Origin of the sequence: Sphaerospermopsis sp. LEGE 00249 (assembly GCF_014299995.1) — a bacterium.
Taxonomy (GTDB): domain Bacteria; phylum Cyanobacteriota; class Cyanobacteriia; order Cyanobacteriales; family Nostocaceae; genus Sphaerospermopsis; species Sphaerospermopsis kisseleviana.
Genome location: NZ_JACJUZ010000020.1, coordinates 30,917 through 52,052 on the forward strand (window position 1 = coordinate 30,917; position 21,136 = coordinate 52,052).

Genomic DNA, 21,136 nt, shown 5'->3' on the forward strand with positions numbered 1-21,136 from the left:
GATAATTTTTTTTCGACTTCCATATTTTATTTTCCTTATCCGCGTTCATCTGCGTTCAACATCCTATCTTTTCTGTATCAAATACCCGCAACGATGCTCACCATTAATTAACCAATGCGTCCTTTCCACACTACAATCCGGTAAAATCACTCCAAACATTTCCAACTCATGACCACACACACTAGGAAACGACTCAGCCACATTAGAAATAGCGCAGGTGTGTTCCATAAATAAAAACCTATCACCACCGTTAGCATCTGATTCTACAGGGTGAAACTCAGCCATAAAACCTTCAGCTTTTCGCAATTCCACCAAAGCGGCAACCCGTTCCTTTAAAGAACCATTACCCACCCTTTCCCGATATTCCAGCGCCTTTCTTTCCCACTGTTTTTGTAAAATCGTTTTTACCTGCTCACGCCCTACAGTTTCCGCTAAAGTATCTAACAGCGAAACCGCAAACTCTCCATAACCACCACCGACACTGCTAACACTCTTTTGTAAATGTTCCCTGCCCCGTTGACTTAAACTATATATATGTTGAGGTCTACCCATACCAGAATTTTCCGGTATAGAATATATCACTAATTCTTCAGCCTCCAAATCCTTTAAATGGCGACGAATCGCTTGGGGGCTAACTTCTAATATTTCCGCAAGTTCAAGAGCCGTAGCTTGTGAGTGTTTTAAAAGATACTCTAGGATATCCTGCTTAGTAGAGGACTGCTGGGTAGTGGCCATGTTAGTCCCAATAAAAATTTCCAAAAATTCAAAAAATCTCTAAAAAAATTTGACTTAAACAACATTGTTGTTGTTAATCTATCGTACAATAGATTTATATTAAACAACAGCCGAGTTGTTTTAGTGTGTAAACCTATTCTAACAGCCCTGTTAGCGATCGCTAACAAAAAACGGGAATCAGCTTTATAGAACCCGTCGCCTATCCTTTAAAGAGAACACAAGAGAACCGATGAGCGCATCCGTCAAAACCTTAGTTAACCAACCTTACAAGTACGGTTTTGTCACCGACATCGAAACCGACACCATCCCTCGTGGACTAAATGAAGACATTATTCGCTTAATTTCCGCTAAAAAAGAAGAACCGGAATTTATGCTAGAATTTCGTCTTCGTGCCTACCGTCAATGGTTGAAGATGACAGAACCTACTTGGCCTCATGTCACCTATCCACCTATTAATTATCAGGATATCATTTATTATTCCGCACCGAAACAAAAGAAAGAAAAACTCAACAGTTTGGATGAAGTTGATCCCACTTTATTGGAAACCTTCGAGAAATTAGGTATTCCTTTAAATGAACAAAAAAGATTAACTAACGTTGCTGTTGATGCAATTTTTGACAGTGTTTCTGTAGCGACTACTTATAAAGAAAAACTCGCTAAAGATGGCATTATTTTCTGTTCTATTTCCGAAGCATTACGGGAACATCCAGAATTAGTAAAAAAATATCTGGGTAGTGTTGTACCTATTGCTGATAATTATTTTGCGGCTTTAAATTCCGCAGTATTCAGCGATGGCTCTTTTGTTTATATCCCCAAAGGTGTAAAATCACCAATGGAATTGTCAACTTATTTCCGCATTAATTCCGGTGATACAGGACAGTTTGAAAGAACCTTAATTATTGCCGAAGATGATAGTTATGTTTCCTATTTAGAAGGTTGTACAGCACCGATGTACGACAGCAATCAATTACACGCTGCGGTTGTGGAATTGGTAGCTTTAAATAATGCGGAAATTAAATATTCTACCGTGCAAAACTGGTACGCTGGGGATGAAAATGGTAAAGGTGGAATTTACAACTTTGTAACCAAGCGCGGTTTGTGTCAAGGTGTCAATTCTAAGATTTCTTGGACTCAAGTAGAAACCGGTTCTGCTATTACTTGGAAATATCCTAGCTGTGTGTTAGTTGGTGATAATTCTGTGGGTGAGTTCTACTCTGTTGCATTAACAAATCATAAGCAGCAAGCTGATACTGGCACTAAGATGATTCATATTGGTAAAAACACTCGCAGTACAATTATTTCTAAAGGTATTTCTGCTGGAAAATCAAGTAATAGTTATCGTGGTTTGGTGAAGATTAATCCTACTGCGAAGGGTGCTAGAAATTATTCTCAATGTGATTCGATGTTAATTGGGGATAATGCACAGGCTAATACTTTTCCTTATATTCAAGTTCAGAATAATACGGGTAAGGTTGAGCATGAAGCATCTACTTCTAAGATTGGTGAAGATCAATTATTCTTTTTTGCTCAACGTGGTATTTCCGCAGAAGATGCTATTTCTATGATGATTAGCGGTTTCTGTAAGGATGTTTTTAATCAGCTTCCTATGGAGTTTGCTGTTGAGGCTGATAAGTTGTTGAGTTTGAAGTTGGAAGGTAGTGTTGGTTAATCTGTTTTCTTTGAGGTTTTTTTTGAAACGAACCGCAAAGTACGCAAAGTTCACAAAGAAAGAAGAGAGAAGAGAGAGAGAACATGATTATTGAAAATAGTGATTTGATTTTGTCTGTTAAGGATTTGAAGGCTGATGTTGATGGAACTCAAATTTTAAAGGGGTTAAATTTGGAGGTTCGCGCTGGTGAAGTTCACGCGATTATGGGTCCAAATGGTTCTGGTAAGAGTACGTTTTCTAAAGTGTTAGCGGGACATCCTGCTTATTCTGTGACTGGTGGTGAGGTGATTTTCCAAGGTGAAAATTTACTGGAAATGGAGGCGGAGGAAAGAGCTAGAAGTGGTGTGTTTTTGGCTTTTCAATATCCTTTGGAAATTCCCGGTGTGAGCAATTTGGATTTTTTACGGGTTGCTTATAATTCTCGTCGTAAAGCTCAAGGTTTGGAAGAGGTTGACGCTTTCGATTTTGATGATTTGGTTGAGGAAAAGTTGGAAGTTGTGAAAATGAATCCTTCTTTTCTCAATCGTAGTGTGAATGAGGGTTTTTCGGGTGGTGAGAAAAAGCGGAATGAAATTCTGCAAATGGCTATTTTAGAACCTAAGTTAGCAATTTTGGATGAAACTGATTCTGGTTTAGATATTGATGCTCTGAAAATTGTTGCTAATGGGGTGAATCAGTTAACTAATGCTGAAAATGCCACAATTATGATTACTCACTATCAGCGTCTTCTTGATTATATTGTCCCTGATTTTGTTCATGTAATGGCTCAAGGACGCATTATTAGAAGTGGTGGTAAAGAGTTAGCTTTAGAGTTAGAATCTCGTGGTTATGATTGGGTGTTGGAAGCAGCTTTAGGAGTAGGTGTGTAATCATGACTATTGATGTTTCTCCTAGTTCTATTTCTAATTCTTTGTTAAATCGAGATGCTTTTTTAACTGGTTTATTAAATCAGGTTTCTGCATCTGAAAAAAGCGGTTGGGTACAACAAATTAAGAATGATGCTGTTAAGTGGGTACGTCATTCTGTTATTCCCAACACCCGCGATGAAGAATGGCGTTTTACTGATTTATCTCCACTGAAAGAGGTAAGTTTTAATGTAGGGACAATTCATGAATTGTCCCTACCAGATGATTTTGCTTTACCTGAAGTTGCTCACCGTTTGGTTTTTGTAAATGGTGTTTTTGCAGCGAATTTATCTGATACTGAAAATTTACCTGCTGGTTTAAAGGTTGGTAATTTAGATGTTTTAGATGATGATGTTGCCAAGGAATATTTAGCACAGCCCTTCGACTTCGCTCAGGACAAGTCTGAGGTAACAAGGGATGTTTTTACTGCTCTGAATACTGTCGGTTTAAATGATGTCGCAGTGGTTTGGGTGGGTAAAAATGTGGTTGTAGAAAATCCCATTCATCTGTTATTTATTTCTGTTGCTGGTGAGTCAGCTATTATTTCTCAACCTCGTTGTTTGGTAATAGCTGAAAGTAATTCTCAGGTGAGTTTGATTGAAGAGTATGTTACAGGTATTGGAGAATATTTAACAGGCAAGATGCCTGTTCCACAAGAGGAGCAAGTTTACTTTAATAATAGTGTGACAGAAATCTGGGTAAATGAAAATGCTCAGGTTAATCACCATAGAATTGTGTTAGAAAGTGATGCTGCTTTTCACATTGGTAAAACTGCGGTAACACAAGCGCGGTATAGTCGTTATACTTGTAATACTGTAACAATTGGTGGTAAAATTTCCCGTCATAATTTGGAGATTTTACAAACAGGAGAACAAACAGAAACAACACTCAATGGTTTAACAGTTATTGGTGATAAACAATTAGCTGATACTCACAGTGCTATATCCTTAAATCATCCGCATGGTGTTAGTAAACAACTACACAAGTGCATTGTAGGCGATCGCGCTCATGGAGTATTTAACGGTAAAATTTTCGTTCCCAAACCCGCACAATTAACCGACGCTGCACAATTAAACCGCAACTTATTGTTATCATCAAAAGCCAGAGTTGACACCAAACCCCAACTAGAAATAACCGCAGATAACGTTAAATGCGCTCACGGTGCAACCGTCAGTCAATTAGAAGACGATGAAATCTTCTACTTGCAAAGTCGCGGAATAGATGAAACCGACGCACGCAAACTATTAGTTAACGCCTTCGCAGCAGAAATTATTAACTTAATTCCTGTTTCATCATTGAGAGAAAAACTGTTAAAAACAGTCGTCGCTCTCACAAGTAAGTAAAGCATTGTAAGTTCGTAGTGAGCGATTCATCGCTCAAACATAAAGATTTTAAGGACTAAAGTCCTTACTACGAACTTTATATTTTCTGTTGAATTGTCGAATTTCTAAAATTTAGAAATTATTCTGTACTCCTGAAATACTTATTAAAAATGACATTCACTTCTACCAAAACCCTCGCTGATAAAGTTCGCCAAGACTTCCCAATATTACATCAAGAAGTCCACGGTAAACCCCTCGTTTACCTCGATAACGCTGCAACTTCCCAAAAACCTGTAGCTGTATTAAACGCATGGCGTGATTATTACGAACAATATAACGCCAACGTGCATCGCGGCGCACATTATTTAAGTGCCAAAGCTACCGACGCTTACGAAGCAGCAAGAGACAAAGTAGCTAATTTTATTAACGCCAAATCTCGCCAAGAAATTGTTTTTACACGCAACGCTAGTGAAGCTATTAACCTAGTTGCTTACAGTTGGGGAATGAACAACTTACAACCGGGAGACGAAATAATTCTCTCAGTTATGGAACACCATAGTAATATAGTTCCTTGGCAATTTGTCGCTCAAAAAACAGGTGCAGTTTTAAAATTTGTCGAACTCACTCCAGAAGAAACCTTTGATTTTGAACAGTTTAAAAAACTGATTTCCGAAAAAACAAAACTCGTTTCTATAGTTCATATTTCTAATACCTTGGGTTGTATTAACCCAGTGAAAGAAATAGCTGAAATTGCTCACCAATACGGTGCGAAATTCTTAATGGATGCTTGCCAAAGTGTCCCCCATACTCCTATTAATGTCCAAGAAATTGACTGTGATTGGTTGGTAGCTTCTGGACATAAAATGTTAGCTCCCACTGGTATTGGTTTCTTATATGGGAAATTAGAATTATTAGAAGCAATGCCGCCATTTTTTGGTGGTGGAGAAATGATTGCAGAGGTGTATTTAGACCATTCCACCTATGCAGAATTACCCCACAAATTTGAAGCCGGTACACCTGCTATTGGGGAGGCGATCGCCCTGGGTGCAGCTATAGATTATTTAACTAACATTGGTATGGATAAAATTCATGCTTATGAAGCGGAATTAACAGCCTATTTATTCGATCAATTAGCCCAAATACCTCAAATCAGAATCTACGGACCAAAACCCGATGCTCACGGTGAAGGTAGAGCCGCTTTAGCAGCTTTTACAGCTTCTGAAGTTCACGCCAATGATTTAGCAACTTTGTTAGATCAAGAAGGTGTTGCTATTCGTTCTGGACATCATTGTACCCAACCTTTACACCGTCATTTAGGTTTAGCGGGAACTGCACGAGTCAGTTTATCTTTTTACAATACCCGTGAAGAAATTGATGTTTTTATCAAAGCTTTGAAGGAAACTTTAGATTTCTTTGCTAGTGTGTTTGGTGAATAGATAAATAATATTTTGGGTGGGCAATGCCCACCTTTTTTATTTCTCACGCAGAGACGCAGAGGAGCAGAGATAATATTAATTGCTTCTGGAGAAGATAGTTATGTCATACAGTGAATTTACTCTAGACAAAGTTAGAAAATCCTTTGCTTTAACTATTATAGATAAAGTTAATATTTTTGCTTCTATTCCAGAAATTGAATGTCCAGCTTTATTAGCAGAGTTATTACAAGAAAATGTCCCTTTAGCACTTGCAAGTAATACGGAAAAATCACGCTCGGAAATGATTATTGCACCGATTTTAATTAGTGTGAGAAAGTATTTAAAAAATCAAATTAGTCTATTTTCTGGTATTGATTTTACTGTAGATAGTGAAAAGGGATTAAATGGTAATTGTGATTTTATTATTAGTCGTTCCCCAGAATTATTAATTGTTAATGCTCCTGTGGTGACAATTGTAGAAGCAAAAAAAGAAAATATTAATGCAGGTTTGGGACAATGTGTAGCAGAAATGATCGCTGCTAGAATGTTTAATGAACGTGAAGGTAATAACATTCAAACAATTTATGGAACTGTTACTACTGGAACTAACTGGAAATTTTTAAAACTTATTGATCAAGTGGTAGAAATTGATTTGAGTGAATATTATATTAATAATATCGGTAAAATTTTAGGTATTTTATCTAGTATCGTGATGGAATAGGTATTGTAAATAATAAAGTTTTAGTGTAACATTTTAACTCAAGGAATTAGAAATTATTACTCCCAGTGGCAGCAAAACAATTATAGTACAAGCACCAAAGACAAGGAGGTAATTATGTTTGTCACCCAATTATATACAGACAATTGGACAGGTAACAAAAATGAAGAAAATGTCATTAAAAATCCTACTTTGCGACAAATAGAAGCAGCTATTTTTGACTTAGATGGTAAGATTAAAACTTTAGTCAGTTTAGAAGCTGATGATGATAGTTATATGATGATTGGAGGAGGTAAATCCGGGTTTTCTGGTAAATACGTTGTTACAGCAACTTTAGACAACTATAATTTTTATTCTCTTTTAGATCAGCCACGCTACGATATATCCAAGCTTTCTCATTCTTATAAAAGAGTCATAACTTTAATTAAACTTTCTGATCAGCTAAAAAAACAAAAAAATAAAGATTCTCAGAAAGATAAAATTATTGTAGTTACACCTGAATTATCAATCTCTAAGCCAATAAAAAAATTAGTTGTTGGCGGTCAACTTGGTAATTATCCTTCTCAGATGTGTGTTAATTTACCCCAATGTTTAATAGCTGCAATCACTTTTGCTGAATCTGGTGAACTCGAATCTTTATTTACTTGGGAAAAAGATGAATCTTTGGTTAATGTATAAAAAGTAAATCATTTTTTATTAATGACTATGCTTCTCCAATCAACACCCGCAGAACAAAGAACAGTTTTATATGACGTTAGCTGGGATACCTTTGAATCCTTGCTAAAAGATACAGGTGAAAATAGAGGTTCTCGTTTTGCTTATGAGTGCGGTACTTTAGAAATTATGACTCCACTATTTGAACACGAAAACCCAAAAGGCAATTTTAGTAATTTTATCGTTGCTTTAGCTGAAGAATTAGATATAGAACTAAGAAGTGCTGGATCTACCACATTAAAACGCAAAATAATTAAAAAAGGCATTGAACCAGATACTTGTTATTATATCCAAAATGAACCAGCTATCAGAGGTAAAGAAACTTTAAATTTAGAAATAGATCCTCCTCCAGATTTAGCAATTGAAATTGATATTACTAGCAGTTCTGTAAATAAGTTTAATATTTACGCTGCGTTAGGTGTGGCTGAACTTTGGAGATATGACGGTGATGTTTTGAGGTTTTATCAATTGTTAGAAGGCGAGTATATTGAAATTAATTTTAGTGTTGCTTTTCCTGTGATTTCTGTTAGTGATATGACTAGATTCATTCAGCAGAGTAAAAATATGGGTGAAATTGCTTTGTTAAAATCTTTCCGTGCTTGGGTGAGGGGGAAGATCGGTTAGCTCTTAATCCAAAAAACCGAGCAAAAGATTGATTTTATCTGTATCAATAATACTCTACCTCTTATAGTAACCAAAAGGCATAATAGAAATTCTGCCATCTGACACATGAATTACCTTCAAAAAACCACTTATTGTCAATTAATAAATGGGACAGAACCCTTAACTAAATCAATAACGTAAGTGAGGTAAGTTTCAATGTTTAATTTACTGGAAGAACTATCCACAAATGCACAAGAGTTGTTAGTTGGAGGACAAGGACAAGAACAACAAATGCCACAAATACCACAAATACCACAAATACCAGGACAACAAGGACAAGGACAAAGTAGTTCTCCTAGACCCCCTCAGACATCAGAAGGAGCAACTGGGTTTATAGTTCCTGACAACAACCCAGAGAGCTACTTCACCTGGAGACTAGACAAAGCACCACAAATGTCCGGTCAGTAAATCTACTCCATACTAAACTAAGGTAAACGACATTTTTGATCACAAATCCCCCGCAAGATGCGGGGGTAATTATGTGTCAATTCCCTTATCCCCCCAACCTGCCAGATTATCTTATAATTGTCAAGGGGCGATCGCTCTCTACAGGTAAGTTCAAGGGGGATAGATGTCACTTAAACGGTTGCTGTTAACTGCGCTAACATTGTTAGCGATTATGTTGTCCGGCTTGTCTTTATTTGCTAGTTGGCAAAAACCTCAGTTTCAAAGTCGTTTGGAACTGTACCAAACTAATATTGTCTTGCAAGCCCAAGCATGGCAACCAGAAGATAGCAACGACGAGAGTTTTCAAGCTCTTCGGGCAGCAATAGTAGGTGATAAACCCCTAGAAAGTGCAGCCAAGCAATATCTAGAGGCGCGTGAGTCTGTAAAAACAAACTTGGATAAAACCAAAAACCAACTGGACAAGTTTCGCGCTCAAGATATCACCGCTGTCACACCTGCCAAACCCCTACCAAATGAACCCCTGCAAACCAAAACCTCTCCTCAACAACAACAAAAAGAGCTAGAGAAGTCTATCAGCAAACTGCGAAAATTACGGGATGAATTAGACTTACGCTTAGGAATATTACAAGCACAGCAAGGGGAAACAGATAAAGCCCAAACAACTTGGAGTCAAGTACAAGAACCCTCTGAAACCGAATTTACCGCCACCGCTAACGTCCTCAGTGGACTATGGAGCAACCCGCCGCGTCTACTCCCAAATGCTCAACCACTGATACAAAAAAATTTAGAAGGTTGGTTTCGCTCCACGGCTTTAACTCAGCTTTACCAACTGCAACAACGTCAAGCTGCTTTAGCAGATGTTCAGGCTGCACAACAAGCGGCCGCTACCGACGCAGTATTTAAATTAGCCTTAATTGCCACTATTCCCAGCTTAACAGCCTTTATAGGTCTAATCTTACTAATAGCTTTAATTATTCAGCTTTTACTCAAGGGCGGAGAGTCTATCTTAGCAACAAATGCCCAAAAGCCTTGGTCAACTCCTTGGAATGTGGAAACAATTTTACAGGTTTTTGTCCTGGGATTTTTCTTGATGGGACAATTATTTATACCTGAATTGTTAAACCTCCTCCCTATCCCCCGTTCCTCGGATAATGTGCGAGTTCAGGCTTTTTCTGTCTTGGTGAGTTATGTACTGGTTGCCCTGGGTGCGTTCTCAGTGCTGTATTTTTCTATTAAACGTTATTTTCCCTTACCAGAAGATTGGTTTCGCTTCCGGTTTTTCAGTAATTGGTTTTTCTGGGGACTGGGTGGCTACTGCACAGCTTTACCCATAGTCGTCATAGTATCATTAATCAATCAACAACTATGGAACGGACAAGGCGGAAGTAACCCCCTGTTACAATTGGCGCTAGAAAGCAGAGATGATGTAGCATTGGGAATATTTTTCTTTACTGCGGCCATAGCAGCGCCATTTTTTGAGGAATTTCTATTTCGTGGGTTTTTATTACCCTCCCTCACTCGTTATTTACCTGTTTGGAGTGCAATTTTTTTGAGTAGTTTGTTATTTGCTGCTGCTCACCTCAGCTTATCGGAAATTTTGCCACTCACAGCATTAGGCATGGTTTTAGGAATAGTTTACACCCGATCGCGCAATCTTCTCGCTCCCATGCTCCTCCACGGACTTTGGAATAGTGGTACTTTGCTCAGTTTATTTCTTTTGGGCAGCAATAATTAAAACCGACAATTACAGTTGAAAAAATCAAAAATATTTGATTATATCGACATATAAATCTGAAATTCTCAAATTTCCAGCAGCGCAACATCACCGCTATAGCAGGTAATAGGTGACAGTTGATAGGAAACCCAACTTATACCAGTCCTTGAGGTTTTGGGTTTCTTACCTCAACCCCACCTACATCTGTAAAATTAATTTTGCAGATGGGTATAAATGAAAAAAATTCCCGGACATAATAACAATCAACCCGTAAACACTAGAGTAGTATCACAGATGCTGCCCATTATTCAGGTTAATGATATTCAACTTTGCTGAAGTTGAACATATAAATCTGTAAACCATCTGCACCAAAATTTATCAACTAACTTACCAAATTTTAGATTTGCAATTTTGGATTTTTGATTTGACATTGAAGATTCAAAATCAAATTTGTTTATCTAACCTTCAGAATTCTCTTCTGTGGTTAAATTTCTCATTTACTTAAACTAGAAATACTCTGATAATTACATACATATACAGGAGCTTCACTAAATATGACTAATCTTAACCCATCTCATGCTACCAAACAACTTTTATCTGGGTACTGTGGAATTATTTTGGGGGGATTTGGGATACATAAATTTATTCTGGGTTATGCCCCAGAAGGCTTTATCATGCTAGTTATTTCTGTAGTCGGTGGTTCTCTCACTTACGGATTTACACTAATAATTATGCAGCTTGTAGGGTTAATTGAAGGCATGATTTACTTGAATAAAAATCATGAAGACTTTGTTAATACCTACTTCGTCAAAAAGCAGGGTTGGTTCTAAAAAAAGAAGGCAGGAGTTATTAATTTTGGATTTTTGATTTTGGATTGTTTTTGTGATCTCCAATCTAAAATCTCCAATCTAAAATCTCAAATCTCAAATCTCAAATCTCAAATTTTTTCCCTATTCCCTATTTTCTTAAAATATGCCAATATCCAAATCTAAATATCTCACATTGCTAATATTATTACTAATATCTATGGTGTATTTTACCACTACATCCCATTGGGAAATGAACTATTTCTACAAAAGTCTAATTTTTATGTTGCCTATACAACTTGTATCTGTGATATATTTTACCTATAGGCACTGGATTCCTTGACAGTATTTTACAAATATTACTAAATATTTTAATTTCTTAATTAAATACTATCACAGTTGGTCATAGTTCCAGATTTCGCCTACTCTCAAAGTAGAACTGCCTTTTTTTAGGTAGGCATTGCATTTTTGTAGCGAATGTCATAACTTGTCATGCAACTTGTTCCCGAAAATAAACTTACCCCAGAAACCCCACCCGCCAATAAAGATACAAACACAGAGAAAATTATTTTAGATGTAGGGGGTATGAAGTGCGCTGGCTGTGTGAAAGCAGTAGAAAGACAGCTAACCCAACATCCAGACGTTAAAAATGTCTGCGTCAACCTAGCTACAGAAGTGGCAGTTATAGAAGCAGAAGTTGGTGCTATGGATGCCGATGCACTGGCACAAGCATTAACACAAACATTAACAGCTACAGGTTTTCCTTCTCAACCCCGCACACCGAAAACTCAAGCAGGGAAAGAAAAATATGATCCAGACGCAAAACAGCGTCAGGAAATGCAAGCGGCTTTCAAACAATTAGTAGTTGCTTTTGTATTATTGTTATTTTCAGGAATAGGACATTTTGGTGGTTTTATTTTCCCAATATTGAATAACATCTGGTTTCACAGTGGACTAGCAACAGTAGCATTACTCATTCCTGGTCGTCCCATTATTATAGATGGCTGGCAAGGTTGGCGACGGGGAACGCCAAATATGAATACCTTGATCGGTTTGGGAAGTCTCACAGCTTATATTGCTAGTTTGGTGGCGCTGTTGTTTCCCCAAATGGGTTGGGAATGCTTTTTTGATGAACCAGTGATGATGCTGGGTTTTATCCTCTTAGGCAGAACTTTAGAAAAACAAGCTAGAGGACGCGCAGCATCTGCATTTCGACAATTATTAGCACTTCAACCTCAGATAGCTAGGTTAATTGTTAACCCTTGTGGTGAGCGAAGCCGAACCACAGACTCAGATAAATTAGTAGCAGGGGCAAATATTATTGAAATACCAGCCGAACAAGTGCGGGTTGGTGAATGGTTGCAGGTGTTACCAGGTGATAAAATCCCCGTTGATGGTGAAGTGCGCTTTGGACAAACAACGGTAGATGAGTCAATGTTAACTGGTGAAGCAGTACCAGTGATGAAGCAACCAGGAGATGCAGTTGCAGCGGGAACTATTAACCAGTCTGGTGCGATCGCTATTCAAGCTACCAGAACCGGCGACGATACCACTTTGGCGCACATTGTCGCTTTGGTAGAAACCGCCCAAACTCGCAAAGCACCTGTTCAGAAATTAGCAGATACGGTTGCTGGTTATTTTACTTATGGCGTTTTAACAGCTTCTTTGCTAACTTTTCTGTTTTGGTACTTTTTTGGTACTCATATTTGGCCAGAGGTGAATATTATTTCCAATGGTATGGAAATGATGAGTCATGCAGCACATCATCAAACCGCCAACATTGAATATTCTTCACTTTTAATTAGTTTAAAATTAGCGATCGCTGTGATGGTGGTTGCTTGTCCCTGTGCTTTAGGACTCGCTACCCCCACAGCTATTCTTGTCGGTACTGGAATGGGTGCAGAACGCGGTTTATTAATCAAAGGTGGTGATGTGTTAGAAAAAGTCCACCAACTAAATACCGTAGTCTTTGATAAAACCGGCACTCTCACCACAGGCAACCCCACAGTTACAGACTGTTTACCATTTACAGACTTAGAACCATCCTCACTTCTGCAACTAGCAGCAGCAGTAGAAAGCGGCACCTATCACCCCCTAGCTAAAGCAATTCAACAAGAAGCACAGCAGCTAAATTTATCCATTCCCCACGCAGTAGACTTTCATACTGAACCAGGAATGGGTGTATCTGCTGTCGTGGATGGTAAAACTGTGTTGTTAGGTAACTGGGAATGGTTAAACTGGCACGGAATTACTGACACTGCCCAAGAACACGCACAAAGATTAGCAGAACAGGGGAAAACAGTTATTAGTGTTGCAGTTGGTGATAATTTAGTTGGATTAATTGCCGTCAGTGATACCCTCAGACCAGATGCCAAAGCAACAGTAGACAAATTGCGTCAGCTGGGTTTGCGAGTAATTATACTGAGTGGTGATAGATTAGAAGCAGCGAATGCGATCGCTCAACAACTCGGACTCAACAGCACCGATGTCATGGCAGGTATTCCCCCAGCGAAAAAAGCCAGCACCATCCAAGCTCTTCAAACTGGGGAGATAAGTAAAACCACTAGCGTTGCTATGGTAGGAGATGGCATTAATGACGCTCCCGCCTTATCTCAGGCAGATGTCGGCATTGCTTTACATTCTGGAACAGATGTAGCTGTGGAAACAGCCGAAATTATATTAATGCGTGATAGTCTTTCTGATGTTGTGGAATCAATACAACTCAGCCGTGCCACTTTCAACAAAATACGTCAAAACTTGTTTTGGGCTTTTGCATATAATACAGTTGGTATTCCCTTAGCAGCCGGTGTTTTACTACCCCATTTTGGTTTTGTTCTTAGCCCCTCCAGCGCCGCTGCCCTCATGGCTTTTAGTTCAGTTAGTGTTGTCACCAACTCCATTTTATTACGACGCTTTACCCATTGACTATAACAAAGAAAATAGGTGCAAGGTTTTGGAAACTATGAGTAGGAAAACCTCGCACTTTGTTGGTTTTTACCTCGTTTCCAAATACAAAAAACTCCTTGATATCCTTAAACTTCTGACTCCTTGATAGCGACTTGTCCTGAGCCTGTCCTGAGCCTGTCCTGAGCCTGTCCTGAGCCTGTCCTGAGCCGTGTCGAAGGGCGGTGTCGAAGGGCGGTGTCGAAGGGCGCAGTCGAAGGGCGCAGTCGAAGTAAGCGTGGCGTTAGCCTCCTAGTTATGCAAGAAAGACTCTCAAATGAGAATAACAAGCAGAGATAGTCCGCAAAAGTCCTAGATAATAACTAGGAACTTGGGTTATTATTATAATCAATAAAATCACTAAGTTCGGATTTTTATCAATTTACTGTTGTTAAAACTCAAAACAATAAAATTCTTTTTTACTCATTAAAGTGTGATAATATGCTTTTATAAAAACTAAATAAAGACAAATAGCCTTACATTGAATATATTTAAGTGAATATACGGATACAAAATCAAAGAAAAAACAGTATTATTATGTAAACATTGATGTTTAAAATATTCCTCAAATTTTACCTTAACTTAAAGAACAGGATTATGATGATTGGAGATGAAGCTCAAATACTAAAAAATAACCATAGTGTAAAATTTATATCTGACTTTGGATTTTTTACGCAAGCATCTACCATCAAATCTATATGATACTCAATACCAGTAGCTGGGATGATGATTTACCGCCAGATCCCGAAGAAATATATCAAGATTTACTCTGCGCTCTGGATAGAAAATTAGGATTTGGGTTATATTTTGTACAATGTACTCCTGTGGAATCAGATTGTTTTATACATAAAATTCCCCAGGATCTTCCGCATAAAAATATTGCTGTATTACGCTTGCTAGAACCAGTGGATAAGCTATATCAGCAAGTAGCGAATTATATTCAAGGTCAAACAGTTGACATCTTATTAATTAAAGGTTTGGAATATTCCTTGTATAAATATGAAAAAAGAAACTTTGGCGAAATAACTGAAGGTCAGTTTAACAATTTAACTAAAGTACCACCAATACTAAATCATCTTAACCAACAAAGAGAAAGATTTAGGGATGATTTTCCCTTTTGCTTTGTATTTTTATTGCGTTCATTTTCACTCAGCTATTTAATCCATCGCGCTCCTGATTTTTTTGATTGGCGTTCTGGAGTATATGAATTACCAACTACACCAGAATTAGTTGAAGAAGAATCACGTCGTCTTTTACTAGAAGGAGACTATGAAAAATATCTACAACTTACTTCAGAAGAAAAAATTGAAAAAGTTCTAGAAATTCAAGAACTTCTGGCAGAAAAACATCAAACAGATAGTAATAGAGCAAGTTTGCTTTTTGAATTGGGAAATCTACTTTATTCTGCTGGTGAATATGAAACTGCAATTACATTCTATGAACAAGAATTAAAATTTAAACCTGATGATCATTTTGCTTGGTACAACCGTGGTCATGCACTCTTGAATTTAGGATGCAACGAAAAAGCAGTCTCATCTTATGAAAAAGCTTTAGAATTTAAGCCTGATGATCCATATTTTTGGTACAACCGAGGTAATGCTCTGCTGAACTTAGGACGTAATGAAGAAGCACTTTCTTCTTATGAAGAAGCTTTAAAATTTAAGGTAGACTACCCATATTTTTGGTATAACAAAGGTAATGCACTACGAAATTTAGGACGCAATGAAGAAGCAATTTCATCTTATGACCAATCTCTCAATTTAAGACCCAATGATTGTTTTACTTGGAATAATCGTGGTATCGCATTTCGGAATTTAAGCAGATATGAAGAAGCAATTTTTTCTTATAAACAAGCTTTAAAAATTAAACCTGATGACCACTATGCTTGGTACAATTTGGGTATCGCACTCCGCAAGATAGGATGTAATGAAGAAGCTGTTTTCTCTTATGATCAAGCTCTGAAAATTAAACCTGATGATCACTATGCTTGGAACAATCGAGGTAATGCACTGGATGATTTGGGACGTATGGACGAAGCTCTGTTCTCTTATGATCAAGCATTAAGAATAAAACCTGATGATAAATATGCTTGGTACAATAAAGCTTGTTGTTATGCTATTCAAGGTAGTATTGAGCAAGCACTAGAAAACTTGGAGCAAGCAATTAATCTCAGACCTGAAGAGTTTGCAACAATGGCCAACGCTGATCCTGATTTTCATTGTATTCGAGAAGATGCACGTTTTCAAGATTTAATACGTAGGGGTATGATGAATTAAATTTGATTAATTTAAAATTAAAATCTTTTGGTGAATTTATTATGAAAATATTTTTTGATCAGGTACTTGCATTTGTCGTCTATATATGTGTATATATTTTTGCTAAAATTTTCACTGTGGAGATTTTAAATATCTGACATTTTTAGCTTCAGACATTAAAATTATATCGCTTGCTTTTTATTGCTGACTTCATCTAACTTTTTAGCATCATCAGAACTGCATCAACTAAGTTGTTTACCTATGTCCAACAATACTGAATTACTCAAAAACCTCTATAATGCTTTCAACCCATTCCAACCCTTACCCGCAGGTGATCCTAACTATGTAGACTGTCAAGATGTGCGAGGAGAAGCAGATATTTTAGAAGAATTGGGAAATCGTATTCAGTTAGCAAATCAAAATACTTGTCAATTATATTCTGGACATAGAGGAGCAGGTAAATCTACGGAATTACTCAGACTCAAGGAATATTTGGAAGCAAGACAATGTTATGTAGTGTATTTTGCTGCGGATGAAGAAGATATAGATTCAGAAGATGCTCAATATACAGATATTCTCTTGGCTTGTACTCGGAGATTACTAAAAGATTTACGCGCAATTGGTAATCCTCAACCTGTGCTTAATTGGCTCAAAGATCGTTGGCAAGATTTGAAAGATTTGGCGCTAACTGAAATTCACATCGAGGATATGAATGTAGAAATGCAAATTAGTCAGTTTGCCAAATTAACAGCAAATTTAAGAGCAGTACCGGCACTAAGGCAGCAAATACGAGAAAAAGTTAATCCCCATACAGTGACTTTGATTAAGGTTTTAAATGAGTTTATCGCCGATGTGAAAAAGCGCCTACCTGCTCACTGCACCCAACTGGCAGTAATTATTGATAACTTAGATAGAATGGTGTTAGTTCAAGATGGCGATCGCACCAATTATGAAGAAGTTTTTTTAGACCGCTGTGAACAACTGAAAGCCTTAGATTGCCATTTAATCTATACTGTACCCATTGCTATGGTCTATTCTGCCAGGGCTACAGACCTGCGTGATATATATGGTGATCCGCAAATTTTACCAATGCTAATGGTACGCACTCCTAGAGGAGAAATATATCAACCAGGGCTAAAAAAAGTTAAAGAGGTCATTTCCCGGCGCATCAGGCAGTTTGCACCAGATAAACCACTAGAAACGGAAATATTTGACAGTTCTCAAACCCTAGAACGACTTTGTTTGATGAGTGGAGGTCACGTCAGAAATTTGCTATTGTTGACTCAGGATGCCATTGGACGCACTCAAGATTTGCCAATTTCCGAAAGAGCAGTTCGACGCGCCATTACTCAAGCTAGAGATACTTACCGCCGCGCTGTGGAAAACCATCAATGGAGTTTATTAGCAGAAGTCTCCCTTTCTAAGCGTATCATCAATGATGATCAATATCGGAGTTTGATGTTTAATCGCTGCCTGTTAGAGTACCGCTATTTGGATGAAGAAGGGGAGATGCAGCGTTGGTATGATATTCACCCACTGATTCAAGGTATTCAGGAATTTAAAGAAGCTGTAGAAAATCTCCCATGAATTTAGATTTTAGTGACTGGGATCAAGACGTACCCCCCGAAGGATACGAAGAATATCAAACTTTGCTCAACGCTCTGAAACGCAAAAACAACAATGAGTTTGGCTTATTGTTTGTTGAGTGTAAACCCCTGGAGACTGAGAAACTTTTTTCTCGGATTCTCCATGATATACCAGAGAAAAAACTAGAAATTTTACGTCTATTTGAGCCAGTTAATACTTTATATGAGCGAGTTTTAAATCTCTACATCCATCAGCAATTTGATATCTTATTTATCAAAGGTTTAGAATATTCGATCTATAAGTATGAAAAAGAAAAGTTTGGCGAAATCACAGAAACCCATGCTCATGATTTAAGCAGTGTTCCCCCAATTTTAGATCACTTAAATAAACTGCGAGAGAGTTTTAGAGATAATATCCCCATTACCTTTATTTTTTTGGGACGACCTTTTTTAATTGATTATTTTATTCATCGCGCCCAGGATTTTTTTGATTGGAAATCCGCAAATGTATTGAAGTTAACAACAGTCCCAGATTTCAATCCAGAAGAATCAGTTAGTAGTTCTGGGCGCAAGTCAAAAATATCCCTTTCCCCTTGACAGCAAAAATTTTAGATTTTAGATTTGGGATTTTAGATTAAAATCAAAGTCTAAAAATATAAAAACAAGGTTTCAAGCCTCTTCTTTAAAGGAGAAGATAATCCAAAATCCAAAATCCAAAATCCAAAATCCAAAATAGATTGATTCCTTAACCAACAGGTATTTCCATAATATTGGGTTAAAATAAAAATATACAATAATTCGGGGGGGCCAGTTTACTGGTCATAAGCGCCTATAGAGACTATCTTCGGAAATCTCCAAGGTTTAAAGTCCAGCCAGCTAAAGCAACTACAGCGGCTGTACCACCAGCGTATATCGGGCGATCGCATGACAACACCGGAGTTCGCCCAAAGGCTGGCAGCAATTAGTACGGAAATAAATCAACCTGTATGTGCCTACCTCAACCGTCGCGGACAAGTGATCCGGGTGGGGGTAGGCACTCCACGTCAAACCCAAATCCCACCCCTAGAACTGCCCCGTTATGGTGCAGAACGGTTGAGCGGTATTCGTTGTATAGCCACCCATCTCAAAGCAGAACCACCGAATGAGGCGGCACTGACAGCAATGGCGCTACAACGTTTAGATGCTTTAGTAATGCTGAATATTACTGGCACAGGATTTACCCGTCGGGGTGGGGGAGCGACTGGGTACGTAAAAGAAGCTTATTTGGCGCATTTGGTAGCTAATAGCAGACAATTAGTTTTAACTCAGTCATCAGGAATGAATATTCCAGACTCAGCCTTATATTCCAGCGTATCGCCACCTCTGAGTTTAGATGCGATCGCCGAACAGGATTTTCTGGACTTGGTAGAAAGTCTAGAAGAAGAATTTCAGAGAGAATATATTGCTCAAGAAGTAGACGCTGACCATGATCGCGTGGTTATAGTCGGGGTACTAACCGATGATATGACTCCCCAACGATTTCAAGACACCATAGCCGAACTAGCAAGGTTAGTGGATACGGCTGGGGGTGATGTCTTGCAGGCCTTACAACAAAAGCGATCGCGCATTCATCCTCAAACAGTAATTGGTGAAGGTAAAGTCCAAGAAGTAGCTTTAACCGCCCAAACCTTGGGAGCAAATTTGGTAGTTTTTGACCGTGACCTTTCACCCGCTCAAGTCCGCAACCTAGAAGCGCAGATTGGTGTCAGAGTTGTTGACCGCACAGAAGTGATATTAGATATCTTTGCCCAACGCGCCCAATCTGGTGCTGGTAAATTACAAGTTGAACTAGCGCAGCTAGAATATATGCTGCCAAGACTCACCGGCAGAGGCCGTGCCATGTCCCGACTAGGGGGTGGGATCGGGACTCGTGGACCTGGTGAAACCAAATTAGAAACAGAACGGCGAGCAATTCAAAGAAGGATTTCTCGACTACAGCAAGAAGTAAACCAATTACAAGCTCATCGTTGTCGGTTAAGGCAACGGCGACAACATCGGGAAGTTCCTTCAGTGGCCTTAGTGGGTTATACCAACGCGGGCAAGTCTACCTTGCTCAACGCCCTCACCAACGCAGAAGTATATACAGCTGACCAACTGTTTGCCACACTTGATCCCACCACCCGTCGTCTGATTATTTCTCATGCGGATACAAATGAACCCCAGGAAACCTTAATCACAGATACTGTAGGGTTTATTCATGAATTACCAGCTTCTTTAATGGATGCTTTCCGCGCCACCTTGGAGGAAGTCACCGAAGCAGATGCCCTACTACATTTAGTGGATTTATCCCATCCTGCCTGGTTAAGTCATATTCGGTCAGTTCGGGATATTCTTGCCCAAATGCCTATTACTCCCGGTCCGGCATTGGTTGTATTTAACAAGATCGATCAAGTCGATAGTGAAACTCTGGCTTTGGCGCAAGAAGAATTTCCTCTAGCGGTGTTTATTTCCGCCAGTCAACGTTTAGGTTTAGATACTGTACGCCTACGCCTGTCCCAGTTGATTCAATATGCAGTAGACGGCGGTTGAGCTTGAAAATTTTAGATTTTGGATTTTGGATGATTTGCTGGTAGCTCTTGCATCGTTCTGGCCAAGGATGAGACAGAAGCTACCTTTTATAATTGAAAAGTATTTGCTCAAATTGAGGATATTATGACTGCCAAAGTAGAAATCTACACTTGGAGTACCTGCCCATTTTGTAACCGTGCCAAAAACCTACTATTAAATAAAGGCGTTGATTTCATCGAATACAACATTGATAGAAATGAGGTAGCAAGAAATGAAATGGCTCAAAGAGCAAATGGAAAGCGTTCTCTGCCTCAAATTTTTATCAATGATCATCACATTGGTGGTTGTGATAATCTTTACACTTTAGACAGTGCAGGTCAACTGGATACTCTTCTTGGAGGTTCTAAGGTTTAGGTCAAGCGTCTTGAGACTCCCTCACAGGGGTAGGTTTTTAATATGATCTGTGAAGGCAAGACCAGGAAGACAAGGAAGGCTTGTCCTGAGCGTAGTCGAAGGGATGGACAAGGAAGATTTTATACGGACAATGGTTTTTTAACGGACTATTTTTGTGACTAAGAATACAGAGTTTGTACTGTTTTCCTCCCTTGTCACCTTGTCCACCTTGTCCACCAAGTCTTGCCCTCACGACAATGTAAAATACCTACCCTTGTGAGCTTGAGACTCCCCCACCAACCTAACGGTGTAGCGGGAGATTCAAGTTTTCTTAGAAACCTGC

17 protein-coding genes are annotated in these 21,136 nt (G+C 38.5%); 16 read left to right on the top strand and 1 reads right to left on the bottom strand.

The genetic code is table 11. The features are described from left to right. Positions 1 to 63: 63 nt before the first annotated feature. Positions 64 to 735: an iron-sulfur cluster biosynthesis transcriptional regulator SufR gene (gene sufR / locus H5968_RS09310; protein ID WP_187039724.1), complete on the bottom strand. Its 672-nt coding sequence runs from the start codon at positions 733 to 735 to the stop codon at positions 64 to 66. A gap of 229 nt (positions 736 to 964) precedes the next feature. On the opposite strand from sufR, the gene sufB reads away from it, so the two are divergent. The 16 genes from sufB (at position 965) to grxC (ending at position 20,814) form a co-directional block, all read left to right on the top strand. Further along, positions 965 to 2,404, top strand: coding sequence for a Fe-S cluster assembly protein SufB (gene sufB / locus H5968_RS09315; RefSeq protein WP_096566649.1), 1,440 nt, complete (start codon positions 965 to 967; stop codon positions 2,402 to 2,404). Between the two features lie 83 nt (positions 2,405 to 2,487). After that, entirely contained in the window at positions 2,488 to 3,273 is a 786-nt protein-coding gene (gene sufC / locus H5968_RS09320) for a Fe-S cluster assembly ATPase SufC (protein WP_187039725.1), read from the top strand. A gap of 2 nt (positions 3,274 to 3,275) precedes the next feature. Further along, the gene (sufD, locus tag H5968_RS09325; protein WP_187039726.1) at positions 3,276 to 4,652 is read left to right on the top strand and encodes a Fe-S cluster assembly protein SufD; all 1,377 of its coding nucleotides are present in this window, start codon (positions 3,276 to 3,278) and stop codon (positions 4,650 to 4,652) included. 149 nt (positions 4,653 to 4,801) lie between these two features. Beyond that, the gene (locus H5968_RS09330; RefSeq protein WP_187039727.1) at positions 4,802 to 6,067 is read left to right on the top strand and encodes a cysteine desulfurase; all 1,266 of its coding nucleotides are present in this window, start codon (positions 4,802 to 4,804) and stop codon (positions 6,065 to 6,067) included. A gap of 100 nt (positions 6,068 to 6,167) precedes the next feature. Continuing rightward, entirely contained in the window at positions 6,168 to 6,767 is a 600-nt protein-coding gene (locus H5968_RS09335; RefSeq protein ID WP_187039728.1) for a hypothetical protein, read from the top strand. Between the two features lie 114 nt (positions 6,768 to 6,881). Next, positions 6,882 to 7,442 (top strand): hypothetical protein, encoded by a 561-nt coding sequence (locus H5968_RS09340; RefSeq protein WP_096566659.1) that lies wholly within the window; start codon positions 6,882 to 6,884, stop codon positions 7,440 to 7,442. 27 nt (positions 7,443 to 7,469) lie between these two features. After that, the gene (locus tag H5968_RS09345; RefSeq protein WP_187039729.1) at positions 7,470 to 8,102 is read left to right on the top strand and encodes a Uma2 family endonuclease; all 633 of its coding nucleotides are present in this window, start codon (positions 7,470 to 7,472) and stop codon (positions 8,100 to 8,102) included. A 195-nt stretch (positions 8,103 to 8,297) separates the two neighbouring features. Then, positions 8,298 to 8,549, top strand: a complete 252-nt coding sequence (locus tag H5968_RS09350; protein WP_187039730.1) for a hypothetical protein — start codon at positions 8,298 to 8,300, stop codon at positions 8,547 to 8,549. A gap of 163 nt (positions 8,550 to 8,712) precedes the next feature. Next, entirely contained in the window at positions 8,713 to 10,284 is a 1,572-nt protein-coding gene (locus H5968_RS09355) for a type II CAAX endopeptidase family protein (RefSeq protein WP_187039731.1), read from the top strand. A 533-nt stretch (positions 10,285 to 10,817) separates the two neighbouring features. Further along, entirely contained in the window at positions 10,818 to 11,093 is a 276-nt protein-coding gene (locus H5968_RS09360) for a TM2 domain-containing protein (RefSeq protein ID WP_096572610.1), read from the top strand. Between the two features lie 468 nt (positions 11,094 to 11,561). Beyond that, positions 11,562 to 13,994, top strand: a complete 2,433-nt coding sequence (locus H5968_RS09365) for a cation-translocating P-type ATPase (protein WP_187039732.1) — start codon at positions 11,562 to 11,564, stop codon at positions 13,992 to 13,994. Between the two features lie 716 nt (positions 13,995 to 14,710). Continuing rightward, the gene (locus H5968_RS09370) at positions 14,711 to 16,288 is read left to right on the top strand and encodes a tetratricopeptide repeat protein (RefSeq protein WP_187039733.1); all 1,578 of its coding nucleotides are present in this window, start codon (positions 14,711 to 14,713) and stop codon (positions 16,286 to 16,288) included. 240 nt (positions 16,289 to 16,528) lie between these two features. Beyond that, positions 16,529 to 17,854 (top strand): AAA family ATPase, encoded by a 1,326-nt coding sequence (locus H5968_RS09375; protein ID WP_187039734.1) that lies wholly within the window; start codon positions 16,529 to 16,531, stop codon positions 17,852 to 17,854. After that, positions 17,851 to 18,450 carry a hypothetical protein gene (locus tag H5968_RS09380; protein WP_187039735.1) on the top strand — a complete coding sequence of 200 codons (600 nt, stop codon included), beginning with the start codon at positions 17,851 to 17,853 and terminating at the stop codon, positions 18,448 to 18,450. Before H5968_RS09375 ends, H5968_RS09380 begins: the two co-directional genes overlap by 4 nt. Positions 18,451 to 18,684: 234 nt before the next feature. Continuing rightward, complete coding sequence (gene hflX, locus H5968_RS09385) at positions 18,685 to 20,421, top strand: GTPase HflX (RefSeq protein ID WP_187039749.1); 1,737 nt, start codon at positions 18,685 to 18,687, stop codon at positions 20,419 to 20,421. 123 nt (positions 20,422 to 20,544) lie between these two features. Next, entirely contained in the window at positions 20,545 to 20,814 is a 270-nt protein-coding gene (grxC, locus tag H5968_RS09390; RefSeq protein ID WP_187039736.1) for a glutaredoxin 3, read from the top strand. Positions 20,815 to 21,136 lie beyond the last annotated feature (322 nt).